At 62.0% G+C, this 20,542-nt stretch carries 16 protein-coding genes; 11 read left to right on the plus strand and 5 right to left on the minus strand.

Annotation, left to right across the window (positions count from 1 at the left end; all coding sequences use genetic code 11):
* Nucleotides 1-424 precede the first annotated feature (424 nt).
* The 5 genes from CAF63_RS15135 to CAF63_RS15155 all read left to right on the plus strand — a co-directional run bounded on the left by CAF63_RS15135 (nt 425) and on the right by CAF63_RS15155 (nt 6,463).
* The gene (locus tag CAF63_RS15135; protein WP_085686010.1) at nt 425-1,870 is read left to right on the plus strand and encodes a sodium:alanine symporter family protein; all 1,446 of its coding nucleotides are present in this window, start codon (nt 425-427) and stop codon (nt 1,868-1,870) included.
* A 167-nt stretch (nt 1,871-2,037) separates the two neighbouring features.
* Nucleotides 2,038-3,042: an asparaginase gene (locus CAF63_RS15140; protein ID WP_085686012.1), complete on the plus strand. Its 1,005-nt coding sequence runs from the start codon at nt 2,038-2,040 to the stop codon at nt 3,040-3,042.
* A gap of 167 nt (nt 3,043-3,209) precedes the next feature.
* A complete protein-coding gene (locus CAF63_RS15145) occupies nt 3,210-4,208 on the plus strand; it encodes an AraC family transcriptional regulator (protein ID WP_085686014.1) in 999 nt (332 codons plus the stop codon).
* Nucleotides 4,209-4,340: 132 nt separating this feature from the next.
* Nucleotides 4,341-5,366 (plus strand): histone deacetylase family protein, encoded by a 1,026-nt coding sequence (locus CAF63_RS15150; RefSeq protein ID WP_085686016.1) that lies wholly within the window; start codon nt 4,341-4,343, stop codon nt 5,364-5,366.
* The gene (locus CAF63_RS15155; protein ID WP_085686019.1) at nt 5,363-6,463 is read left to right on the plus strand and encodes a polyamine ABC transporter substrate-binding protein; all 1,101 of its coding nucleotides are present in this window, start codon (nt 5,363-5,365) and stop codon (nt 6,461-6,463) included. The genes CAF63_RS15150 and CAF63_RS15155 overlap by 4 nt, the downstream gene beginning before the upstream one ends.
* A gap of 59 nt (nt 6,464-6,522) precedes the next feature.
* On the opposite strand, the gene CAF63_RS15160 is transcribed toward CAF63_RS15155, so the two are convergent.
* Nucleotides 6,523-8,076 (minus strand): PLP-dependent aminotransferase family protein, encoded by a 1,554-nt coding sequence (locus CAF63_RS15160; protein WP_085686021.1) that lies wholly within the window; start codon nt 8,074-8,076, stop codon nt 6,523-6,525.
* A gap of 92 nt (nt 8,077-8,168) precedes the next feature.
* Here CAF63_RS15160 and CAF63_RS15165 point away from each other — a divergent pair, with 92 nt between their 5' ends.
* The 5 genes from CAF63_RS15165 to CAF63_RS15185 all read left to right on the plus strand — a co-directional run bounded on the left by CAF63_RS15165 (nt 8,169) and on the right by CAF63_RS15185 (nt 14,780).
* Nucleotides 8,169-8,792, plus strand: coding sequence for an FMN-binding negative transcriptional regulator (locus CAF63_RS15165; protein ID WP_085686023.1), 624 nt, complete (start codon nt 8,169-8,171; stop codon nt 8,790-8,792).
* 10 nt (nt 8,793-8,802) lie between these two features.
* The gene (locus CAF63_RS15170; protein ID WP_011336633.1) at nt 8,803-9,249 is read left to right on the plus strand and encodes a GNAT family N-acetyltransferase; all 447 of its coding nucleotides are present in this window, start codon (nt 8,803-8,805) and stop codon (nt 9,247-9,249) included.
* Between the two features lie 12 nt (nt 9,250-9,261).
* On the plus strand, nt 9,262-9,933 hold the full coding sequence (locus tag CAF63_RS15175) for a GNAT family N-acetyltransferase (RefSeq protein WP_085686025.1): 672 nt from the start codon (nt 9,262-9,264) through the stop codon (nt 9,931-9,933).
* A gap of 221 nt (nt 9,934-10,154) precedes the next feature.
* Complete coding sequence (locus CAF63_RS15180; protein ID WP_085686027.1) at nt 10,155-13,112, plus strand: autotransporter domain-containing protein; 2,958 nt, start codon at nt 10,155-10,157, stop codon at nt 13,110-13,112.
* 267 nt (nt 13,113-13,379) lie between these two features.
* The gene (locus CAF63_RS15185) at nt 13,380-14,780 is read left to right on the plus strand and encodes an autotransporter domain-containing protein (RefSeq protein WP_371807407.1); all 1,401 of its coding nucleotides are present in this window, start codon (nt 13,380-13,382) and stop codon (nt 14,778-14,780) included.
* Nucleotides 14,781-14,884: 104 nt separating this feature from the next.
* Here the strand turns inward: CAF63_RS15185 and oadA are convergent, their stop codons facing one another.
* Together oadA and CAF63_RS15195 are read right to left on the minus strand one after the other, a co-directional pair.
* Nucleotides 14,885-16,693 carry a sodium-extruding oxaloacetate decarboxylase subunit alpha gene (gene oadA, locus CAF63_RS15190; RefSeq protein ID WP_085686031.1) on the minus strand — a complete coding sequence of 603 codons (1,809 nt, stop codon included), beginning with the start codon at nt 16,691-16,693 and terminating at the stop codon, nt 14,885-14,887.
* Nucleotides 16,694-16,704: 11 nt separating this feature from the next.
* Nucleotides 16,705-18,120 carry an acetyl-CoA carboxylase biotin carboxylase subunit gene (locus tag CAF63_RS15195; protein WP_085686033.1) on the minus strand — a complete coding sequence of 472 codons (1,416 nt, stop codon included), beginning with the start codon at nt 18,118-18,120 and terminating at the stop codon, nt 16,705-16,707.
* A gap of 189 nt (nt 18,121-18,309) precedes the next feature.
* Here CAF63_RS15195 and CAF63_RS15200 point away from each other — a divergent pair, with 189 nt between their 5' ends.
* Nucleotides 18,310-19,272 carry a LysR family transcriptional regulator gene (locus CAF63_RS15200; protein WP_085686035.1) on the plus strand — a complete coding sequence of 321 codons (963 nt, stop codon included), beginning with the start codon at nt 18,310-18,312 and terminating at the stop codon, nt 19,270-19,272.
* Here CAF63_RS15200 and CAF63_RS28995 read toward each other — a convergent pair.
* Nucleotides 19,214-19,420: a PA3496 family putative envelope integrity protein gene (locus CAF63_RS28995; protein ID WP_007954251.1), complete on the minus strand. Its 207-nt coding sequence runs from the start codon at nt 19,418-19,420 to the stop codon at nt 19,214-19,216. The two genes, CAF63_RS15200 and CAF63_RS28995, sit on opposite strands and share 59 nt — an antisense overlap.
* Nucleotides 19,421-19,658: 238 nt before the next feature.
* Nucleotides 19,659-20,525 carry a transcriptional regulator HexR gene (gene hexR / locus CAF63_RS15210; RefSeq protein ID WP_007954250.1) on the minus strand — a complete coding sequence of 289 codons (867 nt, stop codon included), beginning with the start codon at nt 20,523-20,525 and terminating at the stop codon, nt 19,659-19,661.
* Nucleotides 20,526-20,542: the final 17 nt, after the last annotated feature.

Raw genomic sequence — 20,542 nt, forward strand, 5'->3', positions numbered from 1 at the left:
GTGAAAAACGTATGTCTGGGAACTGACCAATGTGGGAGCGAGCTTGCTCGCGATGATGGCAGCACAGTCAGCAATGATGTGCCTGACCCACCGCCTTCGCGAGCAAGCTCGCTCCCACAGAAAAGCAGCTCCCGCACAAGCCCGACGCCGGTAACGTCGGGTGTTTCAAAGCTTCGTTTCGTCGCTTGCACCACAACCGTGCAGACGGGCGCCGCACTGATCGGTATAGTGCCGCCCCTCTTCGCGTGAGCGGTCGTCGGTAACGAGGCCATAACCCATGCGAAACCCGAACTAATAACAAACCCGCGATATGGATCCGGGACGAAATCCTCGCCTCGCCCGTTGTGCCGCGCGCGCACCGGTGTAACGCGATGTTTCCGACCATCCAGCATTTGCTTACACAATAAACAGCGAGGAAAAATCCATGCTCGAAGTCATCAACGACTTCCTCTCAGGGAAAGTACTGATCGTGCTCATTGTCGGGCTCGGTAGCTACTTCACGATTCGCTCGCGTTTCGTTCAATTGCGCCACTTCTTCCACATGTTCGCGGTGTTCCGCGACAGCCTCAAAGGCAGCGCCGGGCAACTCAGCTCGTTCCAGGCCTTGATGCTCAGCCTCGCCGGCCGCGTCGGTGCGGGCAACATCGCCGGTGTCGGCATCGCCGTGACCCTCGGTGGTCCGGGCGCAGTGTTCTGGATGTGGGTGACCGCTCTGGTCGGCATGTCCAGCAGCTTCTTCGAATGTACGCTGGCCCAGGTCTACAAGCGCGCCGATGGCGACGGCCTGTACCGTGGCGGCCCGGCCTACTACATCCAGCATGGCCTGAAGCTCAAAGGCATGGCGGTGGTGTTCTCGATCCTGCTGCTCGTCACCTATGGCTTCGCCTTCATCGGCCTGCAGTCCTACACCGTGACCCACTCGCTGCAAAACGCCTTTGCCTTTGATCCGCAACACACCGGTATCGTCCTGGCAGTGCTGCTGGCCATTACCTTCATCGGCGGCATCAAGCGCATCGCTTCGGTGTCCGATCTGCTGGTTCCGATCAAGACCCTGGCCTACATCGGCGTGACCCTGTACGTGATCGGCACCCAGATCGAACACGTGCCAGCCATGCTGGAAACCATCTTCAAGAGCGCCTTCGGTCTCGACCCGGCCTTCGGCGGCCTGCTCGGCAGCGCAATCGTGATGGGCGTGAAACGTGGCGTGTTCGCCAACGAAGCGGGCCTGGGCAGTGCGCCGAACGTCGCCGCCGTGGCTGCCGTAAAGCACCCTGGCGCTCAAGGCGTGGTTCAGGCGTTCAGCGTGTTCCTCGACACCTTCGTGATCTGCACCTGCACCGCGCTGCTGATCCTGCTGTCGGGCTTCTACACCCCGGGCTTCGAAGGTGACGGCATCGTCCTGACCCAGAACTCGCTGGCCGCCGTGGTCGGTGACTGGGGCCGCATGTTCGTCAGCGTCGCGCTGTCGCTGTTCGTCTTCACTTGCATCCTCTACAACTACTACCTGGGCGAAAACAGCCTGCAGTTCCTCACCCGCAACCGCGCGGCGCTGATGACGTTCCGCGGCCTGGTGCTGGCGCTGGTGGTCTGGGGTTCGATGCAGGACCTGTCGACCGTGTTCGCCTTCGCCGACATCACCATGACCTGCCTGGCCTTCGTCAACCTGGTGGCCCTGGCCCTGCTGTTCAAGGTCGGCATGCGTGTGATGCGCGACTACGACGCGCAGCGCCGCGCCGGCGTCGACCAGCCGGTGTTCGACTCCAGCAAGTTCAGCGATCTGGATCTGGACCTGAAGGCCTGGCCTGCCAATCCGTCGGCCGACACCCAGGCCAACGCTCAGCCGCAAGGCATCCCTGCAGCGCAACGCTGATGGATGAATGACGGGCGCATCCCCGCGCCTGTCAGTTACAGTTCGAAAAACTGTGGGAGCGAGCTTGCTCGCGAATGCAGTCGTTCAGTTGATACATATGCTGACTGACACACCGCTTTCGCGAGCAAGCTCGCTCCCACAGGACCTCATCGTTTCGGAGAATCCCCATGAATTCCTCGACCTACCCTGCTGCCCAGCACGTCATGGTGCTGTACACCGGTGGCACCATCGGCATGCAGGCCAGCGCCAACGGTCTGGCCCCGGCCTCCGGTTTCGAAGCGCGGATGCGCGACTACCTGCATAGCCAGCCTGAGCTGGTGGTGCCGCAGTGGCGCTTTCGCGAGATGTCGCCGCTGATCGACAGCGCCAACATGACCCCGGCTTACTGGCAGCAACTGCGAGAAGCGGTGGTCGACGCCGTCGATGTGCAAGGCTGCGACAGCGTGCTGATCCTGCACGGCACCGATACCCTGGCCTACAGCGCCGCCGCCATGAGCTTCCAGTTGCTCGGCCTGCATGCCCGCGTGTGCTTCACCGGCTCGATGCTGCCGGCGGGTGTTACCGACAGCGACGCCTGGGAAAACCTCAGCGGCGCGCTGGTCGCCCTCGGCCACGGCCTGGCGCCGGGTGTGCATCTGTATTTCCACGGCGAACTGCTGGCGCCGACCCGTTGCGCAAAAGTGCGCAGCTTCGGCCGTCATCCGTTCAAACGTCTGGAACGTCAGGGCGGCGGTGTGAAGGCAACTTCCCTGCCTGCAGCGCTGAACTACAGCCAGCCCAAGCAACTGGCCAGGGTGGCGGTGTTGCCGTTGTTCCCGGGCATTGGCGCCGAGATCATCGACAGCCTGCTCGACAGCGGCATTCAGGGTCTGGTGCTGGAGTGCTACGGCAGCGGCACCGGGCCGAGCGACAACCCGGAGTTCCTCGCCAGCCTCGGCCGTGCGCGGGATAAAGGTGTCGTCGTGGTTGCGGTCACGCAGTGCCATGAAGGTGGCGTGGAACTGGATATCTACGAAGCGGGAAGCCGCTTGCGTGGCGTTGGTGTGTTGTCCGGTGGAGGGATGACTCGCGAAGCAGCGTTCGGCAAGTTGAATGCTTTGTTGGGCGCAGGCCTTGAGACAGCTGAAGTACGGCGTCTGGTCGAACTCGACCTGTGTGGTGAGTTGGTCTGAGACCACGTCATACCCTGTGGGAGCGGGCTTGCTCGCGAAAGCGGCATGTCAGATACGTTGATGTCGTCTGACACAACGCATTCGCGAGCAAGCCCGCTCCCGCAATTGACTCTTCGTCCGGCACACAACTTGCTGCCGCTTCCAGTACCCCAAGGCTGGAAGACCCTATGCTCCACTCCCACCTCACCACCCTCAACGCCGTCGCCCTGGTGCTCAACACCTTCAGGGATCAAGGCCTGTCCAGCGAAGCGCTGCTGGCTGGCAGCGGCATCAGTGCGGCGGATCTGAGCCGGGCCGACACCCGCATCACCACCAATCAGGAGATGCAGGTCTGCGCCAACGCGGTCGCGCTCAAGCACGACATCGGTCTGGAACTGGGCCGGCGCATGCACGTTTCCTGCTACGGCATCCTCGGTTACGCGCTGCTGACCTGTGCCACCTTCGGTGACGCTTTGCGGCTGGCGATCCGTTATCCGGCGCTGCTGGGAACACTTTTCGAGCTGAGCCTGGAGGACGACGGCGAGCGCGTCTGGTTCGTCGCCGCCGATTATCGCGAGAGCCCGGCGATGGCAGTGTTCAACGCCGAGTTCTGCCTGGTGTCGCTGAAAGTCATCTGCGATGACCTGCTCGGCCATCCGCTACCGCTGCTCGCCACCCGCTTCGAACACGCCGCGCCAGACTATCGCGACAGCTACGCCGACCACTTCAAGGCGCCCCTGCATTTCGGCGCCAAGGACAATGCTTTCGCCTTCGACCGGCGCTGGCTCGACCAACCGCTGCCGCTGGCCGACATCATCACCCACCAGGCCATGGCCGAGCGCTGCCGCAAGCAGAACACCGAGTTCACCGGTCGTCAGGCGTGGCTGGGGCGGATCCGTCAGTTGCTCAGCGCGCAACTCAACGCCGCACCGGGGCTGGAAGGTCTGGCGCAGCAGATGAACTGCTCGCCGCGCACCTTGCGCCGGCATCTGAAGGACATGGGTTGCAGTTATCAGGAACTGCTCGACGAACTGCGTTTCGAGCGAGCCAAACAAATGCTTTGCGAGGACCAGTTGCCGATCTACCGCATCGCCGAAACCCTGGGTTTCAGCGAAACCGCGAGCTTCCGCCATGCGTTCGTGCGCTGGAGCGGCGTGGCGCCGAGTCAGTTCCGTCCACACGGTTAAACCGTCCAGGGGCGATATCAGGTCAGCATTTTTGGCCACATCGATCCCCTTTTGGCCTCTCTGGCCGTTCTCCGATTCGCTCCGCGCCGCAACACTGGGATCAACCGAATCAGCCCCTGCGGAGAACAACAAATGCTGACGATCTACTCTGACGATCACCACCTGCACCATGGCCGCTGCGAATTGATCGACGGGCAACTCAAGCCTTGCTTCGAGATGCCGTCGCGCGCCGACCACGTGCTGCAACGGGTAAAACATCAAAACCTCGGCCCGGTCGAGGCGCCGAAGGATTTCGGCCTCGGGCCGATCGAGCGCATCCACAGCCGCGACTACCTCGACTTCTTCAAAGGCGCCTGGGCGCGCTGGACCGAATTCAACACCGACGGCGACTTGCTGCCTTACACCTGGCCGGCGCGCACCTTGCGCCAGGTCAAACCGACCAGCCTGCACGGCCAGCTCGGCTATTACAGCTTCGACGGTGGCGCACCGATCACCGCCGGCACCTGGCAAGCGGCGTACAGCGCGGCGCAAGTGGCGCTGACCGCACAAGCGGAAATCCAGCGCGGCGCCCGGGGTGCCTTCGCCCTGTGCCGTCCGCCGGGACACCACGCCGCCGGCGATTTGATGGGCGGTTATTGCTACCTCAACAACGCCGCCATCGCCGCTCAGGCATTTCTCGATCAGGGCCACAAGAAGGTCGCGATCCTCGACGTCGACTACCACCATGGCAACGGCACCCAATCGATTTTCTACGAGCGCAACGACGTGCTGTTCACCTCGATCCACGGCCACCCGGAAGCGGAGTTCCCGTTCTTCCTCGGCTACGAAGACGAGCGCGGCGAAGGCGCCGGCGAAGGCTTCAACTTCAACTATCCGCTGCCGGCCGGTTCCGGCTGGGATGTCTGGAGCGCGGCGCTGGATCAGGCCTGCCAGGAGATCGACAACTACGGTGCCGACATCATCGTCGTGTCGCTGGGTGTCGATACCTTCAAGGACGACCCGATCTCGCAGTTCAAGCTCGACAGCCCCGATTACCTGGCGATGGGCAAGCGCATCGCGGCTCTCGGCAAACCGACCCTGTTCGTCATGGAAGGTGGCTACGCGGTGGAAGAAATCGGCATCAACGCGGTGAACGTGCTTGAAGGTTTCGAACAATGAGCAGACTCAAGCACTTCATCGCGCCAGCGTTGTGCGCAGCGTTGCTGAGCAGCGGCGCCCACGCGGAAGAACGCACCCTGCGTGTCTACAACTGGTTTGACTACATCACCCCCAAGGCACTGGAAGATTTCAAGGCGCAGAACAGCCAGACCAAACTGGTCTACGACATCTTCGACACCAACGAAGCGCTGGAGGCCAAACTGCTGACCGGCAACTCCGGCTATGACGTGGTGGTGCCGTCCAACGTGTTCCTCGCCAAGCAGATCGAGGCCGGGGTGTTCCAGCCGCTGGATCGCAGCCAGTTGCCGAACTGGAACCACCTCGACCCGAAACTGATGAAGCTGATCGAGGCCAACGATCCGGGCAACAAGTTCGCCGTGCCGTACATGTACGGCACCATCCTGATCGGCTTCAACCCGGCCAAAGTCAAGGCGGCTTTGGGGGACAACGCGCCGGTGGACAGCTGGGATCTGATCTTCAAGGAGGAGAACATCAGCAAGCTCAAGCAGTGCGGCGTCGCCCTGCTCGACTCACCGTCGGAGATCCTGCCGCTGGCCCTGCAACACCTCGGCCTGGATCCCAACAGCAAGAACCCGGCGGACTACGCCAAGGCCGAAGCCTTGCTGATGAAGATTCGCCCGTACGTGACCTATTTCCATTCGTCCAAGTACATGGCCGACATTGCCAACGGTGACATCTGCGTTGCGGTCGGCTATTCAGGCAGCTTCTCGCAAGCGGCCAACCGCGCCAAGGAAGCGAAGAACGGCGTAGTGGTGGACATGCGCCTGCCGAAAGAAGGCGCGCCGATCTGGTTCGACATGCTCGCCATCCCCAAAGACGCGAAGAACCCGCAGGACGCCTACACCTTCGTCAACTACCTGCTGCAACCGCAGGTGATTGCGCCGGTCAGCGATTTTGTCGGTTATCCGAACCCGAACAAGGACGCCACCGAACTTGTCGACCCGGCGATCCGCAACAATCCGAATCTGTATCCCACCGATGCGGCGATGAATACGCTCTACACCCTGCAACCATTGCCGCGTGATGCGGAACGGGCACGCACGCGGGCGTGGACGAAGATCAAATCCGGCACCTGAAACCTGCTCATCCAACCCAGACCCGCCCCGGCGGGTCTTTGGATATCGGAGCTCCGTCTTCACTCACCCCAGGCTTGCCGCAAACGGGCCAGGGCCGACTCGATCGCCGGCTCCGGCACCGCGGCAAAGCCCAGCACCAGACCGGCGCGCTGATCGATCGGCGTCGTCGAGTCCGGCAGCCAGTATTTGCTCAAGCCATGGACTTCCACCTCGACGCTGGCGGCCTGCTCGATCAATTGTTGTTCGCGGGCCACGCTATCGACTGCCACCGTGAGATGCAGTCCCGCCGACACGGCCGGCAGATCGCCAACTCCCGCCAATCCGTGTGGCCATCCGTTGATCAGGGCGTTACGCCGACTCAGGGCTGCCCGGCGCATCCGCCGGATGTGCCGCTGGAAGTGCCCGGCCGCCATGAACTCGGCCATCACCGCTTGAGTACTCACTTCGGAATGCCGGACATCCACCGCGCGCCGCTGCGCAAAGGCTTCCACCAGTCCCGGTGGCAACACCAGATAACCCAGGCGCAGCGCCGGGAACGCGACTTTGCCAAAAGTGCCGACATACAACACCCGACCCTGACGGTCGAGTGCAGCCAGCGGGGCCAATGGCGCGCCGGTGTAGCGATACTCGCCGTCGTAGTCGTCCTCGACGATCCAGCCGCCGGTGCGCTCGGCCCAAGCCAGCAGTTCCAGGCGTCGCGCCAGGCTCATCACTACCCCGGTCGGGTATTGATGAGACGGCGTGACATAAGCCACCCGGCAATCTTCGGCGGCCGCCAGTGCCGCACAGTCGATACCCTCTTCATCCACGGCAATGCCATGCAATCGGCCACCGGCCAGCGCGAACGCATGACCCGCAGCGCGATACCCAGGGTTCTCGATGCCCACGCCGGCGCCCGGCTCCACCAGCAACTGTGCACAAAGGCTGATTCCCTGTTGCGCGCCACTGGTGATCACAATTTGCTCAGCGGAGCACTGCATGCCGCGCGAACTGCGCAGATAAGCGGCGATCAGACCGCGCAGGCGCGCATCACCCGCCGGGTCGCCGTAACACAGTTGCTGTAAATCGGGTTTGCGCCAGAACGCCGCGTTCAGCTTGGCCCAGACGTCGAACGGGAACAGATCGAATGCCGGAACACCGACCCGGAATGCTCGCGGCGGACCGCTTGGTGGCATCGGCAAATGGTTCTGCTCAAGCCGCTTCAATGCACCGCTGTGGATAACTTTGCTGGATAAATCCCCAGTGGAATTGACCGAAATTGTGGATAAGGTTGTGGGTAAGCCTGTTGAAAACCCTGTGGATATTTTTGTGGATAATTTTTCCGCTGGCGTCACCGATTGCGGCAACTGCGCCACATAAGTGCCGTCCCCGACCCGGCCTTCAATGAAACCTTCGGCATACAGCTGATCGTAGGCACGCACCACACTGTTGCGGGAAATCCCCAACGCTGTCGCCAGATCGCGACTGGCCGGCAGGCGCGTGCCGCTGGCCAGGCGCCCATCGAGCACCCGCAGGCGCAAGGCCTGGTAGAGCTGACGGCTCAGGCCTTTGCGGCGGTCGAGTTCGATACCGGCAGGGTTGAACGGCAGCGACAGCGTGGTCGAATCGGGCATGACAATGGACCTATGAAATTGGTCATCAATGGCTCTTACAACAGACCAATAGCCTGCCTACGATGCAGCCATTCGCCAAGGAAATTTTCTCCATGTACACACCCCGCGCCTTTGCCATCGACGACTTGTCCCAACTGCACGAACTGATCCTCGCCACCCGCCTCGCCATTCTGGTCACCCACGGCGAACAAGGCTTGCAGGCCAGTCATGTGCCGGTGTTGCTGCATCGCGAACAAGGTCCGAACGGCACGCTGTACGGGCATCTGGCCAAGGCGAATCCGCAGTGGAAAGACCTGCGTGACGGCGCCGAGGCCATGCTGATTTTTCCCGGTGCCGATGCCTATGTCAGCCCGGGCTTTTACCCGAGCAAGGCCGAGCACGGCAAAGTCGTGCCGACCTGGAACTACGTCGCCGTGCACGCCTACGGTCACGCCGAAACTTTCAGCGACGGTGGTCGCCTGCTGGACATCGTCAGCACTCTCACCAATCGCCATGAAGCGGGCCGCGCCCAGCCCTGGTCGGTGGATGATGCCCCGGCCGATTACATCGACGGCATGCTCAAGGCCATCGTCGGGTTCGCCATTCCGATCGACCGCCTCGAAGGCAAACGCAAGCTCAGCCAGAACCGCAGCGCCGAAGATATCGCCGGCGTGCGCGAAGGCCTGGCCGCCAGCCCCGACATCAACGATCAAACCCTCGCTCACTTGATGCGTTAAGGAAGTCACCATGAGTCAGATCGACATCCGTCCGGTCAGCGCCGCCGATCACGCGGCCTGGCTGCCGCTGTGGCAGGCCTACCTGCGCTTCTACAACACTGAATTGCCAGACGCCGTCAGCCAAAGCACCTGGCAGCGCTTTCTCGACCCGAACGAACCGACCCACGCCGCCCTCGCCTGGGCCGACGGCAAAGCGGTGGGCATGGTGCACTTCATCTACCATCGTTCGAACTGGAGCATCGAGAACTCTTGCTACCTGCAAGACCTGCTGGTGGAACCGCAAACCCGTGGCACCGGCGTCGGTCGCCTGCTGATCGAACACGTTTACGCCACCGCCAAGGCGGACGGTTGCTGCAAGGTGCACTGGCTGACCCACGAAACCAACGCCACCGCGATCCAGCTCTACGAGCGCATCGCCGAGCGCCCGGGTTTCATCCAGTTTCGCAAAGCCATTTAAGGAGCCCTGCCCATGACGACTTCACTTGCCGACTGGAAAGGCGTACCAGCCCCGTCGACCACCCTGATCGAAGGCCGCTTCATCCGCCTGGAAAAACTCGACCCGGCACGCCACGGCGACGACCTGTTCAATGCCCTGCAAGGCCCCGGCGCCGACCCGAAACTCTGGGATTACTTGCCCTACGGCCCGTTTCCGGAGCGCAGCGCCTTCAATGACTGGCTCAACAACCACGCCGCCCACAGCGACCCGTATTTCTTCAGCGTCATTGACCGCGCCAGCGGCCAGGTGCAAGGCGTCCTCAGCCTGATGTCGATCGTCCCGGCCCAGGGCCGCATCGAAATCGGCCACGTCACCTTCGGCGCCCCGATGCAGCGCTCGCCGAAAAGCACCGAGGCGGTCTACCTGTTGGCCAAGGAATCCTTCGCCCTCGGCTATCGCCGCCTCGAATGGAAATGCAACAACGGCAACGCCCGCTCCAAATACGCGGCCGAGAGGTTGGGCTTCAGCTTCGAAGGCGTGTTCCGTCAACACATGGTTGTGAAAGGCCAGAACCGCGATACCGCGTGGTACTCGATTCTGGACTCGGAATGGCCGGCGATTGCGGCGGGGTTCGAACGCTGGTTGAGCGATGAGAATCAGACGGCGGAGGGGCAGGTGAAGGGATTGGTTGAGTGCCGCGGTTGAGCCAGTGAACGTAAAAGAGCGCAGCCTGTGGCATCTCGTTCAAGCGATGTCCAAGGCTGCGATTTCGGCTCTGCATCACCGTCGGATCTGCAATGAATTGCAGATGAATGTCCAAATCTGAGGCCTGAACTGCAAAAGAATGCACATAGGCCGTACATCATTCTGTAAAAACCCTCCGCTATACAGGACGCCCCGCTTATAACAAAAAGGACGTTCTCCCCATGCCCTTCCCGCCGCAGCGCCTGTCGTTTGCCATTGCCCTGCTGATCGCCACCAGTGCCGCCCACGGCAAGACCGTGCAGATCGACACCGCCACCACTGCGTCGCAGACACTGGGCGGTAGCGACACCCTGACGATTTCGACACCGGGCAGCATCACCAACAGCGGCAAGGCTGTCAGCCTGAAGGACAAGACCAGCGGTGCCGGTGTGATCATCGACAATTCGGGGAAGATCATCTCCACGGGCGGCCGGGCCATCGACAGCAGCGGCGACCTGACCCAGGCGCGCAACTACGCGATCTACAACCGCAGCAGCGGGCAAATTCTCGGCTCCAACGATGCGATTCGCATCGACAGCAACTTCGCCAGCGGCAGCCTGTTGATCGACAACAGCGGCACCATTCGCTCGACCACAGGCCAAGGCCTGGATCTGGATGCGTTGCGCAGCGACGGGGTGAAAACCACGATCATCAACCGCGCGGGCGGGCTGATTCGTGGCGACGCCAGCGACGGTATGAAGACCGGCGCCAATGCGACCATCAGCAACTACGGGGAGATTTCCACCGGTGACTCGCACAACGCTGATCAGAAGTTCGACGGCATCGATATCGACAGTGCAACCGGCGTCACCGTGACCAACTACGGCGTGATTTCCGGTGGACGCCACGGAATCACCACCGACCTCGGTGCGACGCTGGTCAACTACGGGCAGATCACCGGGCGCAACGGCTCTGGATTCGGTTCCGATGGCGATGGCACAGTGATCAACCACGGCACCATCACTGGTGCGTATTCCGGGTTGCAACCGAATGGCGACGGCGACGGCGTGGACATCGACAAGATTGCCCACATTGAAAACTATGGCACCATTCAGGGCGTCGGCGCCGGCGGTGTGGACAAGGGTGGCTTCGCCAATGGCAGTGAAGGTATTGCTCTGGGCGGCGGCTACATCCTCAACGCCAAAGACGCCCTGATCAGCGGCGCCAACAGCGCCATTCTGGTGGACGACGGCAGCGGCGGTTCGGGGCTGGCGGCCACCACGCTGGAGAACTACGGCACCATCCAGGGCCTCGATGGTTTCGGCGTGAAGTTCGTCGGCGAGTTCGCCGACAACGTGATCAACGGCGGCAACATCAGCGGCAGCAACGGCTTGGCGCTGGGCCTGGGCGGTGGCAACGACAGCCTGACCCTGCGCAGCGGTAGCCGCTTCGTCGGTACGGTCGATGGCGGCAACGGTTATGACCGCGTAGTGATGGACGATGCAGCGGGCGGCAGCTTCGGTGCGAGCCGCAACTTTGAATGGCTGGAAGTCAAACAAGGCGCCTGGACACTGACCGGCAGCGGCGACTTCAGCGACGGCGGTGCCGTGCGCAACGGCGCCACTCTGGTCAACCAGGGCGGCATCGCCGGCAATCTGACCGTGGACGCCGGTGGTGTGTATGCCGGCGGCGGGGCGGTGGGCGGCCTCAACGTCAATGGCACGTTGCGCACCGACACCCGCCTCGGCACCGCGACCATCGTGCACGACTTGAACATGAGTAGCGCATCCACGCTTGCCTACGGCGTCAACGCCGATGGCAGCAGCGCACCGGTCCAGGTCGGCGGCACGGCCAACCTCAACGGCGCAACGCTGGCGGTCAATCCCGGCAGCGGCACTTATCCGTGGCAGAGCCATTACACGGTGCTGCAGGCTGCGCGGGTCAACGGCACATTCGGCGCGGTCACCAGCGACTACGCGTTCCTCACGCCGACCCTCGCTTACACGCCAACACAGGTCGACCTGACTTACACCCGCAATGACGTGGCGTTCAATGAGTTCGCTGCCACCGGCAACGGCAGTAACGCCGCCAACAGCCTGGCCTCGATCGGCAAGAACAATGCGCTGTACAACGCCCTGCTCAACACCACTCAAAGCAGTGCCGGCGCGGCCATCGAGCAACTGGCCGGCGCCAGCAACGCCAACCTGACCAGCGCCACCCTCGGAGCCAGCAGCCAGGTCGGTAGCAGCATGCTCTCGGCGATGCAGAAAATGGGGGGCAGCCCAGGCTTGATGGTCGGCCTCGATCAGCGTGATACGCCGATCCTCGCCGCCAACGGCGTGCCGACCGAAGCGCGAAACCTGAATGATCCGAACGCCCGGGGCCGGCTCTGGCTGCAGGCCATCGGCGGCTACGGCAAGCTCGATGGCGAACACGGCAGCAGCGGTCTGGAACAACGCACCAAGGGCAGCGTGCTCGGTGCTGACTGGGCACTCAATCCGCAATGGCGTCTGGGCGTGCTCGGCGGCTACTCGAAGACCGACCTGGACGCCACCGGCGTCGACGGCAATGTCGAGAGCTGGCACGCCGGTGTTTATGCGCTGCATCAAATCGGCCCGTTGGCCCTGCGCCTCGGTGCGGCGTACAGCGGCCATCAGGGCGAAAGCAAACGCACCATCGCGTTCAACGGTTTCAGTGATCGTCCCAAAGGCGATTACGACGCCGACAGCCAGCAAGCCTTCGCCGAACTCGGCTACGCCATGGGCACTGGCCGGCTCAGCGCCGAACCGTTCGCCAGCCTCGGCTACCAGCGCTATCACCGCGACCGCTATCGGGAAAAGGGCGGCGCGGCGGCCTTGCAGGTCGACAGCCAGACCCAGGACAACTTCAGCAGCACCTTCGGCGTTCGCCTGGCGCACCTCAGCTCGCTGGGCAATGGCATGAGCCTGACCCCGCGAATGGCCGCCGGCTGGAAGCACACCTACGGCGATGTCAGCAGCTCGACCCGTCAGGCGTTCGTCGTTGGCGGCACCGCATTCAGCGTCGATGGCAGCTCGCTGGATCGTGACAGCCTCGTACTCGAAGCAGGGCTGGATCTGGGCATTTCCGCGCGGCATACGCTGGGGCTGGGATACAGCGGCGAGATTGGCAGCAACAGCGGTAATCACGGGTTGATCGGGCAGTGGCAGATGAGTTTTTGAGATTTTGCCAATCCGGATTTCAGCGGGTGTTGTAGGTAAAGGCGTCTGGTCGATTGAGTAAACAAGGCGGGCTCACCATCCGCCAGCTACCGGGCTACAAAAGCAGACGTCATCACCTGCGTTCAGCCCGGAATTGCCCGGCATCGGTGGACCGGCATCGACTTTTACAGTTTGGCCTCAACCTTCACGAGGCCAAACTGAATGCCCATTCAATGCAAATACAAGCTCCAACACCTTGTCCTGGCGGTTGCTCTAGGAGTCGCTTGCGTGGAATTTTCTCTGGCAGAGCAGTCGGAGCCCGACGCGCCCGTCATGGACGAAGTGAAACCCAAGCCTGCGCGCAAGAAGAAAGAGAAACCTGCTCCGCCCAGCCTCGCTAAAGAGCCACTGCTTGAAGAAAGAATCGCTCCGACGCCAGAAACGTTTCCGGTCAGTACTGAGATTCCAGCGGCACCCCTTCCTGCACCCGATGACACTCTCTCTGAGAAAATCGCCACGACAGAGAGTGGCAGCGCGCTCGAAGAAAGCCTTGAAAAACCAGCGCCCTTAACGGAACCCGTTCTCGCCGAAACGCCCGCAGCCAAACAAACTCAAGTGGTAGACCAGTCACCGTCAACGGATTCCCCCCCACCTCCGGGCAACGCAGCCGTTGCAGCCCTGCTCGCTGCCGACGAAACCACAGCCGCCCTCGCCTACGATCAACTGGCCGGCGGCAGCAACGCCAACCTCGCCAAAGCCACCTTGAGCAGCGTCACACCGGTCAGCGCCAGCCTGCTGTCGGCCATGCACCAACTCGACAACCTGCATGACACCCAACCAAACGCACCCCGCCATGCAGCCGGAAACGCCGAGAACGGCAGGGTCTGGCTGCAGGCCCTCGGCCACAGCGGGAAACTGGATCGTGATGTGGAGCCCATGCAGCATTCCACCAAAGGGTTGCTACTCGGTGCGGACTGGCGCCTCGATGAAACATGGCACCTGGGCTTGATGGGCGGCACCTCCGACACGCGCATCGACAGCAAAGAACTGGACGGCGACCTCGACAGTTGGCACCTCGGCGCCTACGCCTTGCGCCAGACCGGCCCGCTGTCACTTCGGCTCGGCGCAACCTGGAGCCGTCACGAAGGCAGCACCCGTCGCGAAGTCGCGTTCGGCCGCTTCCACGACCGACTCAAGGGCAACTACCAAGCCAGCACCCAGCAAGCGTTCATCGAGTCGGGATACAACCTGGGTCGGGCCAACGTCAGCATCGAGCCATTTACCAGCCTCGGCTATCAACGCTACCAGCGCGACGGCTACACCGAAAAAGGCGGGGCGGCTGCGCTCAAGGTGGATGATCAATCCCAAGGCAACTTCAACACCACCGTCGGCCTGCGCATGGCGAAAGTCAGCACGCTGGATAACGGCATGCGCCTCACGCCACGATTCAGCGCGGGATGGAAACACGTTTACGGCGAGACCTACACCAGCACCCGGCAACGTCTCGTCACCGGCGGCCGTGACTACACCGTTTATGGCGCAGAGCTGGATCGTAACAGCCTGACGCTCGACACCGGCCTTGATCTGGCCATCTCGGCCAATCACACACTCGGTGTTGGCTTGGCGGGTGAGATCGGTACCGACAGCCGAAACCATGGTGTATCGGCGCAGTGGCGAATGGCGTTCTGAGTTCTGATCGGGCGCTGCTGCACGTTGCGGCAGCGCCTGAAAGGCAAAAAAAAGGGGAGCACATGCCCCCCCGAGGTTTAAAGCGTTGTATCGAGGCCGTTATCTCAGCCTTCGATCTCGATCAGGATTTCGCCCGGGTTCACCCGGTCGCCCTTGGCAACGTGGATAGCGGTTACCTTGCCGGCAATCGCGGCCTGGACTTCGGTCTCCATCTTCATCGCTTCGGTGATCAGCACGGCCTGACCCGCCTTGACGGTGTCGCCTTCCTTGACCAGCACATCGACGATGTTGCCCGGCATGGTGGTGCTGACGTGGCCCGGTGCAGAGGCTTGCTTGCGCTTGCTGCTGCCGCCGCCGACGAATTCGTTGAGCGGTTCGAACACCACTTCTTCCGGCATGCCATCGATGGACAGGTAGAAATGACGCTTGCCTTCAGCCTTGACGCCGACACCGGTGATGTCCACGCGGTAGGTTTCGCCGTGGACGTCGATGACGAACTCGGTCGGTACGCCTTCGCCGCCGGCCGAAGCCACCTTGCCCGCTTCCGGGATCGGCAGCAGCACTTCCGGAGTGAGGGTGCCGGCGGCACGCTCTTCGAGGAACTTGCGGCCGATGTCCGGGAACATGGCGAAGGTCAGCACGTCTTCTTCGGACTTGGCCAGTGCGCCGATATCGGCACGCAGTTTGGTCATTTCCGGCTTGAGCAGATCGGCCGGACGTACGTCGATCACCTCTTCGCTGCCGATGGCCTGACGGCGCAATTTCTCGTTCACCACACCCGGAGCTTTGCCGTAGCCGCCTTGCAGGTAGAGCTTCACCTCGTTGGTGATGGTCTTGTAGCGCTCGCCGGCCAGCACGTTGAAGAACGCCTGAGTGCCGACGATCTGTGAAGTCGGGGTCACCAGCGGCGGGAAGCCGAGGTCTTCACGCACGCGCGGAATCTCTGCCAGCACTTCGCCCATGCGGTTCAGAGCGCCCTGCTCTTTCAACTGGTTGGCCAGGTTGGAAATCATCCCGCCCGGCACCTGGTTGACTTGAACACGGGTATCGACGGCGGTGAACTCGCTTTCGAACTGGTGGTACTTCTTGCGCACGGCGTAGAAGTACAGGCCGATCTCTTGCAGCAGCTCCAGGTTCAGGCCGGTATCGAACTCGGTGCCCTTGAGCGCAGCGACCATCGATTCGGTGCCAGGGTGACTGGTGCCCGAAGCGAAGCTGGAGATCGCGGTGTCGATATGATCGGCGCCGTTTTCGATCGCCTTGAGCTGACACATCGCCGCCAGACCGGCGGTGTCGTGCGAGTGAATGAACACTGGCAGCGACTGTTCGGCCTTCAGTGCACGCACCAGTTCACCGGTCGCGTACGGGGTCAGCAGTCCGGCCATGTCCTTGATCGCCACCGAGTCGCAACCCATGGCTTCCATTTGCTTGGCCTGGGCGACAAACGCGTCGATGGTGTGCACCGGGCTGGTGGTGTAGGCGATGGTGCCCTGGGCGTGTTTGCCGGCAGCCTTCACCGCTTCGATGGCCACGCGCAGGTTACGCACGTCGTTCATCGCGTCGAAGATGCGGAACACGTCGATGCCGTTGACCGCGGCCTTGGCAACGAACGCCTTGACCACGTCATCGCTGTAGTGACGGTAGCCCAGCAGGTTCTGCCCGCGCAGGAGCATTTGCAGACGGGTGTTGGGCAGCGCAGCACGCAGTTGGCGCAGACGCTCCCACGGGTCCTCCTTCAGGAAACGCACGCAGGCGTCGAAGGTCGCGCCGCCCCAGCACTCCAGCGACCAGTAACCGACCTTGTCGAGCTTGTCGCAGATCGGCAGCATGTCTTCGGTGCGCATGCGGGTGGCGAGCAGCGATTGGTGAGCGTCGCGCAGGATGGTGTCGGTTACAAAAATCTTTTTAGTCATTGTTCTATTCCTCACAGGCCTGCGTGGGCGGCGATGGCGGCGGCGATGGCCAGGGCCAGCTCTTCGGGTTTGCGCTTGATCGAGTAGTTGGTCAGTTCAGGGTGGCTTTCGACGAAGCTGGTATTGAACTGGCCGCTACGGAATTCCGGGTTGCGCAGGATTTCCTGGTAGTACGCGGCAGTGGTCTTCACGCCTTGCAGACGCATGTCGTCGAGGGCACGCAGACCGCGGTCCATGGCCTCTTCCCAGGTCAGCGCCCAGACCACCAGTTTCAGGCACATCGAGTCGTAGAACGGCGGGATGGTGTAACCGGTGTAGATCGCCGTGTCGGTACGCACGCCAGGGCCGCCGGGGGCGTAGTAGCGGGTGATCTTGCCGAAGCTCGGCAGGAAGTTGTTTTTCGGGTCTTCGGCGTTGATCCGGAATTGCAGGGCAAAACCGCGATGCTGGATGTCTTCCTGCTTCACCGACAGCGGCAGGCCGGAGGCGATGCGGATCTGTTCGCAGACAATGTCGATCCCGGTGATTTCTTCGGTGATGGTGTGTTCCACCTGCACCCGGGTGTTCATCTCCATGAAGTAGACCTCGCCCTCGGCGAGCAGGAACTCCACGGTGCCAGCGTTCTCGTAACCCACGGCCTTGGCCGCACGCACCGACAGGTCGCCGATGTAGGCGCGCTGTTCCGGGGTCAGTTGCGGGCTCGGGGCGATTTCGATCAGCTTCTGGTTGCGGCGCTGGATCGAGCAATCACGCTCGAACAGGTGCACGACGTTGCCAAAGCTGTCGCCGAGGATCTGCGCTTCGATGTGTTTCGGATTGACGATGCACTTTTCCAGGAACACTTCCGCCGAACCGAAGGCCTTGGTGGCTTCGGAAATGACGCGAGGGAAGTTCTGTTCGAGTTCTTCGCGGCTGTTGCAACGACGGATGCCGCGACCGCCACCACCGGAAGTGGCCTTGAGCATCACCGGGTAACCGATGCGGTCGCCCTCGCTCAATGCTTCCTCGATGCCCGAGACGTTGCCTTCGGTGCCCGGCGTGACCGGCACGCCGGCCTTGATCATGCTGCGGCGCGCTTCGGTCTTGTCGCCCATGCGGCGGATGACTTCCGCCGCCGGACCGATGAATTTGATACCGCGTTCGGCGCAGATGTCTGCCAGCTCGGCGTTTTCCGAGAGGAAACCGTAGCCGGGGTGCAGTGCATCGCAGCCGGTTTCAACGGCCAGGTTCACCAGCTTGCGCGGGTTCAGGTAGCCGGCCAGCGGCTCGGCACCAATGCTGTGGGCCTCGTCCGCACGCTTCACATGCAAGGCATGCCGGTCGGCGTCGGAATAGATCGCGACCGAGCGAATGCCCATCTCGGCACAAGCACGCACGATTCGTACGGCAATCTCACCACGGTTGGCGATCAGGATCTTTGTTATCACTTGGAGGTTCCCTTGAGCCGGTGGCACCACGACCTGCTAGACCAGGTCGGCACGTGACCAAATGTTTCAATCTGGTCTCGGCTCCACATTAGCGCTGACAAGGGATTAACAAAAATGAATAAAAATTGGGTCAGGCATAAGTAAAGACTTATAGTCAACGAATCAGCCCGCGCCCAGAGTCGGTAGAAAATGCGTAAATCCTTGATGCGTATGACATTGCGTCAATTGCAGATCTTCAACGAAGTGTGTGATTTACGTTCCTACAGCCGCGCAGCCGAGGAAATGTCGCTCACGCAACCGGCCGTCAGCCTACAGATTCGTCAGCTCGAAGAGCTGATCGGGCAGCCACTATTCGATTACGTGGGCAAAAAACTCTACATGACCGAAGCGGCCGAAGCACTTCAGCGCGCCAGCCGGGATATTTTCGGCCGCCTGGAAAACCTCGATATGCAGCTGTCGGACATGCAGGGCTCACTTCAGGGCCAACTGAAGCTTGCAGTGGAATCGAGCGCCAAATACTTCGTGCCGCACCTGTTCGCGGCGTTCAAGCGCCAGCATCCGGAAGTGAACTTGCAACTGACGGTGGTCAACCGTGGCCAGGTGATCCGCCGCCTCTCCGACAACCGCGACGATCTGGTGATCATGTCGATGGTGCCGCAAGACATGGGCCTGGAGTTCCTGCCATTCCTCAACAATCCGATCGTCGCCGCGGCACGCCCGGATCATCCGCTGGCTCACATGGGCCCGCTGCGCTTGCAGGACCTCGAGCCGTACACCTTGCTGATCCGCGAACCCGGTTCGGGCACCCGACTGGCCTGCGAGGAGTATTTCAAGGAGAAGCGCGTGCACTTCACCCAGACCCAGGAAGTGGCGTCGGCCGAGGCCCAGCGTGAATGCGTGGTGGCGGGTCTGGGCCTGGCGCTGTTGACGCGCCACGCCCTGAACCTGGAGCTGGCGACCGGTGGCCTGGTGGAGCTGCCGGTCGAAGAGTTGCCGCTGTTTCGCAGCTGGTGCCTGGTGCAAGCCAAAGCCAAGCGGCTGTCACCGGTGGCGCACGCCTTCCTGGCGTTTATCCGCAGCGAACGGGTGCAGATCAGCGCGCTGGTTGAGCGCTTCGACGGGAAGCTGCCGGTGCTGCCTGCCAGTGATTGATGTCCTCGGGAAAATCGCCGATTTCGGCCTGAAGCTGGCGGAGTTCGAAGCGATCTTCGATAGCGCGGCGAAACTCCATGCGGCGCTGGTCTTCCTGCTGACGACGGGTTTTCGCGGCGCTGTTGCGTTCTTCGTAAGGCTGAGCCATTTCGAGTCTCCCAAGGCGATTACGGGAGTTTCACGATAGGCGCGAGGGATGACGGTTTGGCTGCGGGGGGATGACAGTACGATGAACTTGCAAATGGCGATGGCGTTTTTAAAGCCGCCATCGCGAGCAAGCTCGCTCCCACATTTGATTTCGATATGACACAGAATTTGTGACGTAAAAGATCCCCTGTGGGAGCGAGCTTGCTCGCGATCAAGGTCGGAACGACCTTGCGATGACATCAGTCATCCAGCGCTTTCACCGATTTTGGCGACAGCCGCAGACTGCGCAGGCTGCGCTTGACGCTCTTGAGGTGGTTGACCAGGCTCGGCCCGCGCGCCATGGCCACGCCCATCGCCAGCACGTCGATCACCACCAGGTGAGCGATGCGCGAGGTCAGCGGGGTGTAGATTTCGGTGTCTTCGTGCACGTCGATCGCCAGGTTGACGGTCGACAGCTCGGCCAGCGGTGTCTGGCTCGGGCACAGGGTAATCAGCGACGCACCGCTCTCGCGAACGAGGTTGGCGGTGATCAGCAAGTCTTTGGAACGGCCGGATTGCGAAATGCAGATCGCCACGTCGGTCGGCTTCAGCGTAACCGCCGACATCGCCTGCATGTGCGGGTCGGAATACGCCGCGGCCGTCAGCAGCAGACGGAAGAACTTGTGCTGCGCATCCGCCGCCACCGCGCCCGACGCACCAAAACCGTAGAACTCTACGCGCTGGGCCTGGGACATCAGCGTCACCGCCCGTTGCAGCTCCAGAGGATCGAGCTTCTCGCGAACCTCCATCAGCGTGTGCAACGTGGTGTCGAAGATTTTAAGGCTGTAGTCAGCGACGGAGTCGTCTTCATGGATCGCGAACTGACCGAAGCTGGCGCCGGCCGCGAGGCTTTGCGCGAGCTTGAGTTTCAGATCCTGGAAACCGGAACAACCGATGGCCCGGCAGAAGCGCACGATGGTCGGCTCGCTGATGCCGACGCTGTGGGCCAGGTCGGCCATGGAACTGTGCATCACTGCCGCAGGGTCAAGCAGCACGTGGTCGGCGACCTTGAGCTCCGACTTGCGTAACAGGTGACGTGACTGGGCGATGTGTTGCAGCAGATTCAAGGGGCTGGACTCTTGTT

The organism is Pseudomonas sp. B20(2017) (assembly GCF_002113125.1).
Classification (GTDB): Bacteria; Pseudomonadota; Gammaproteobacteria; order Pseudomonadales; family Pseudomonadaceae; genus Aquipseudomonas.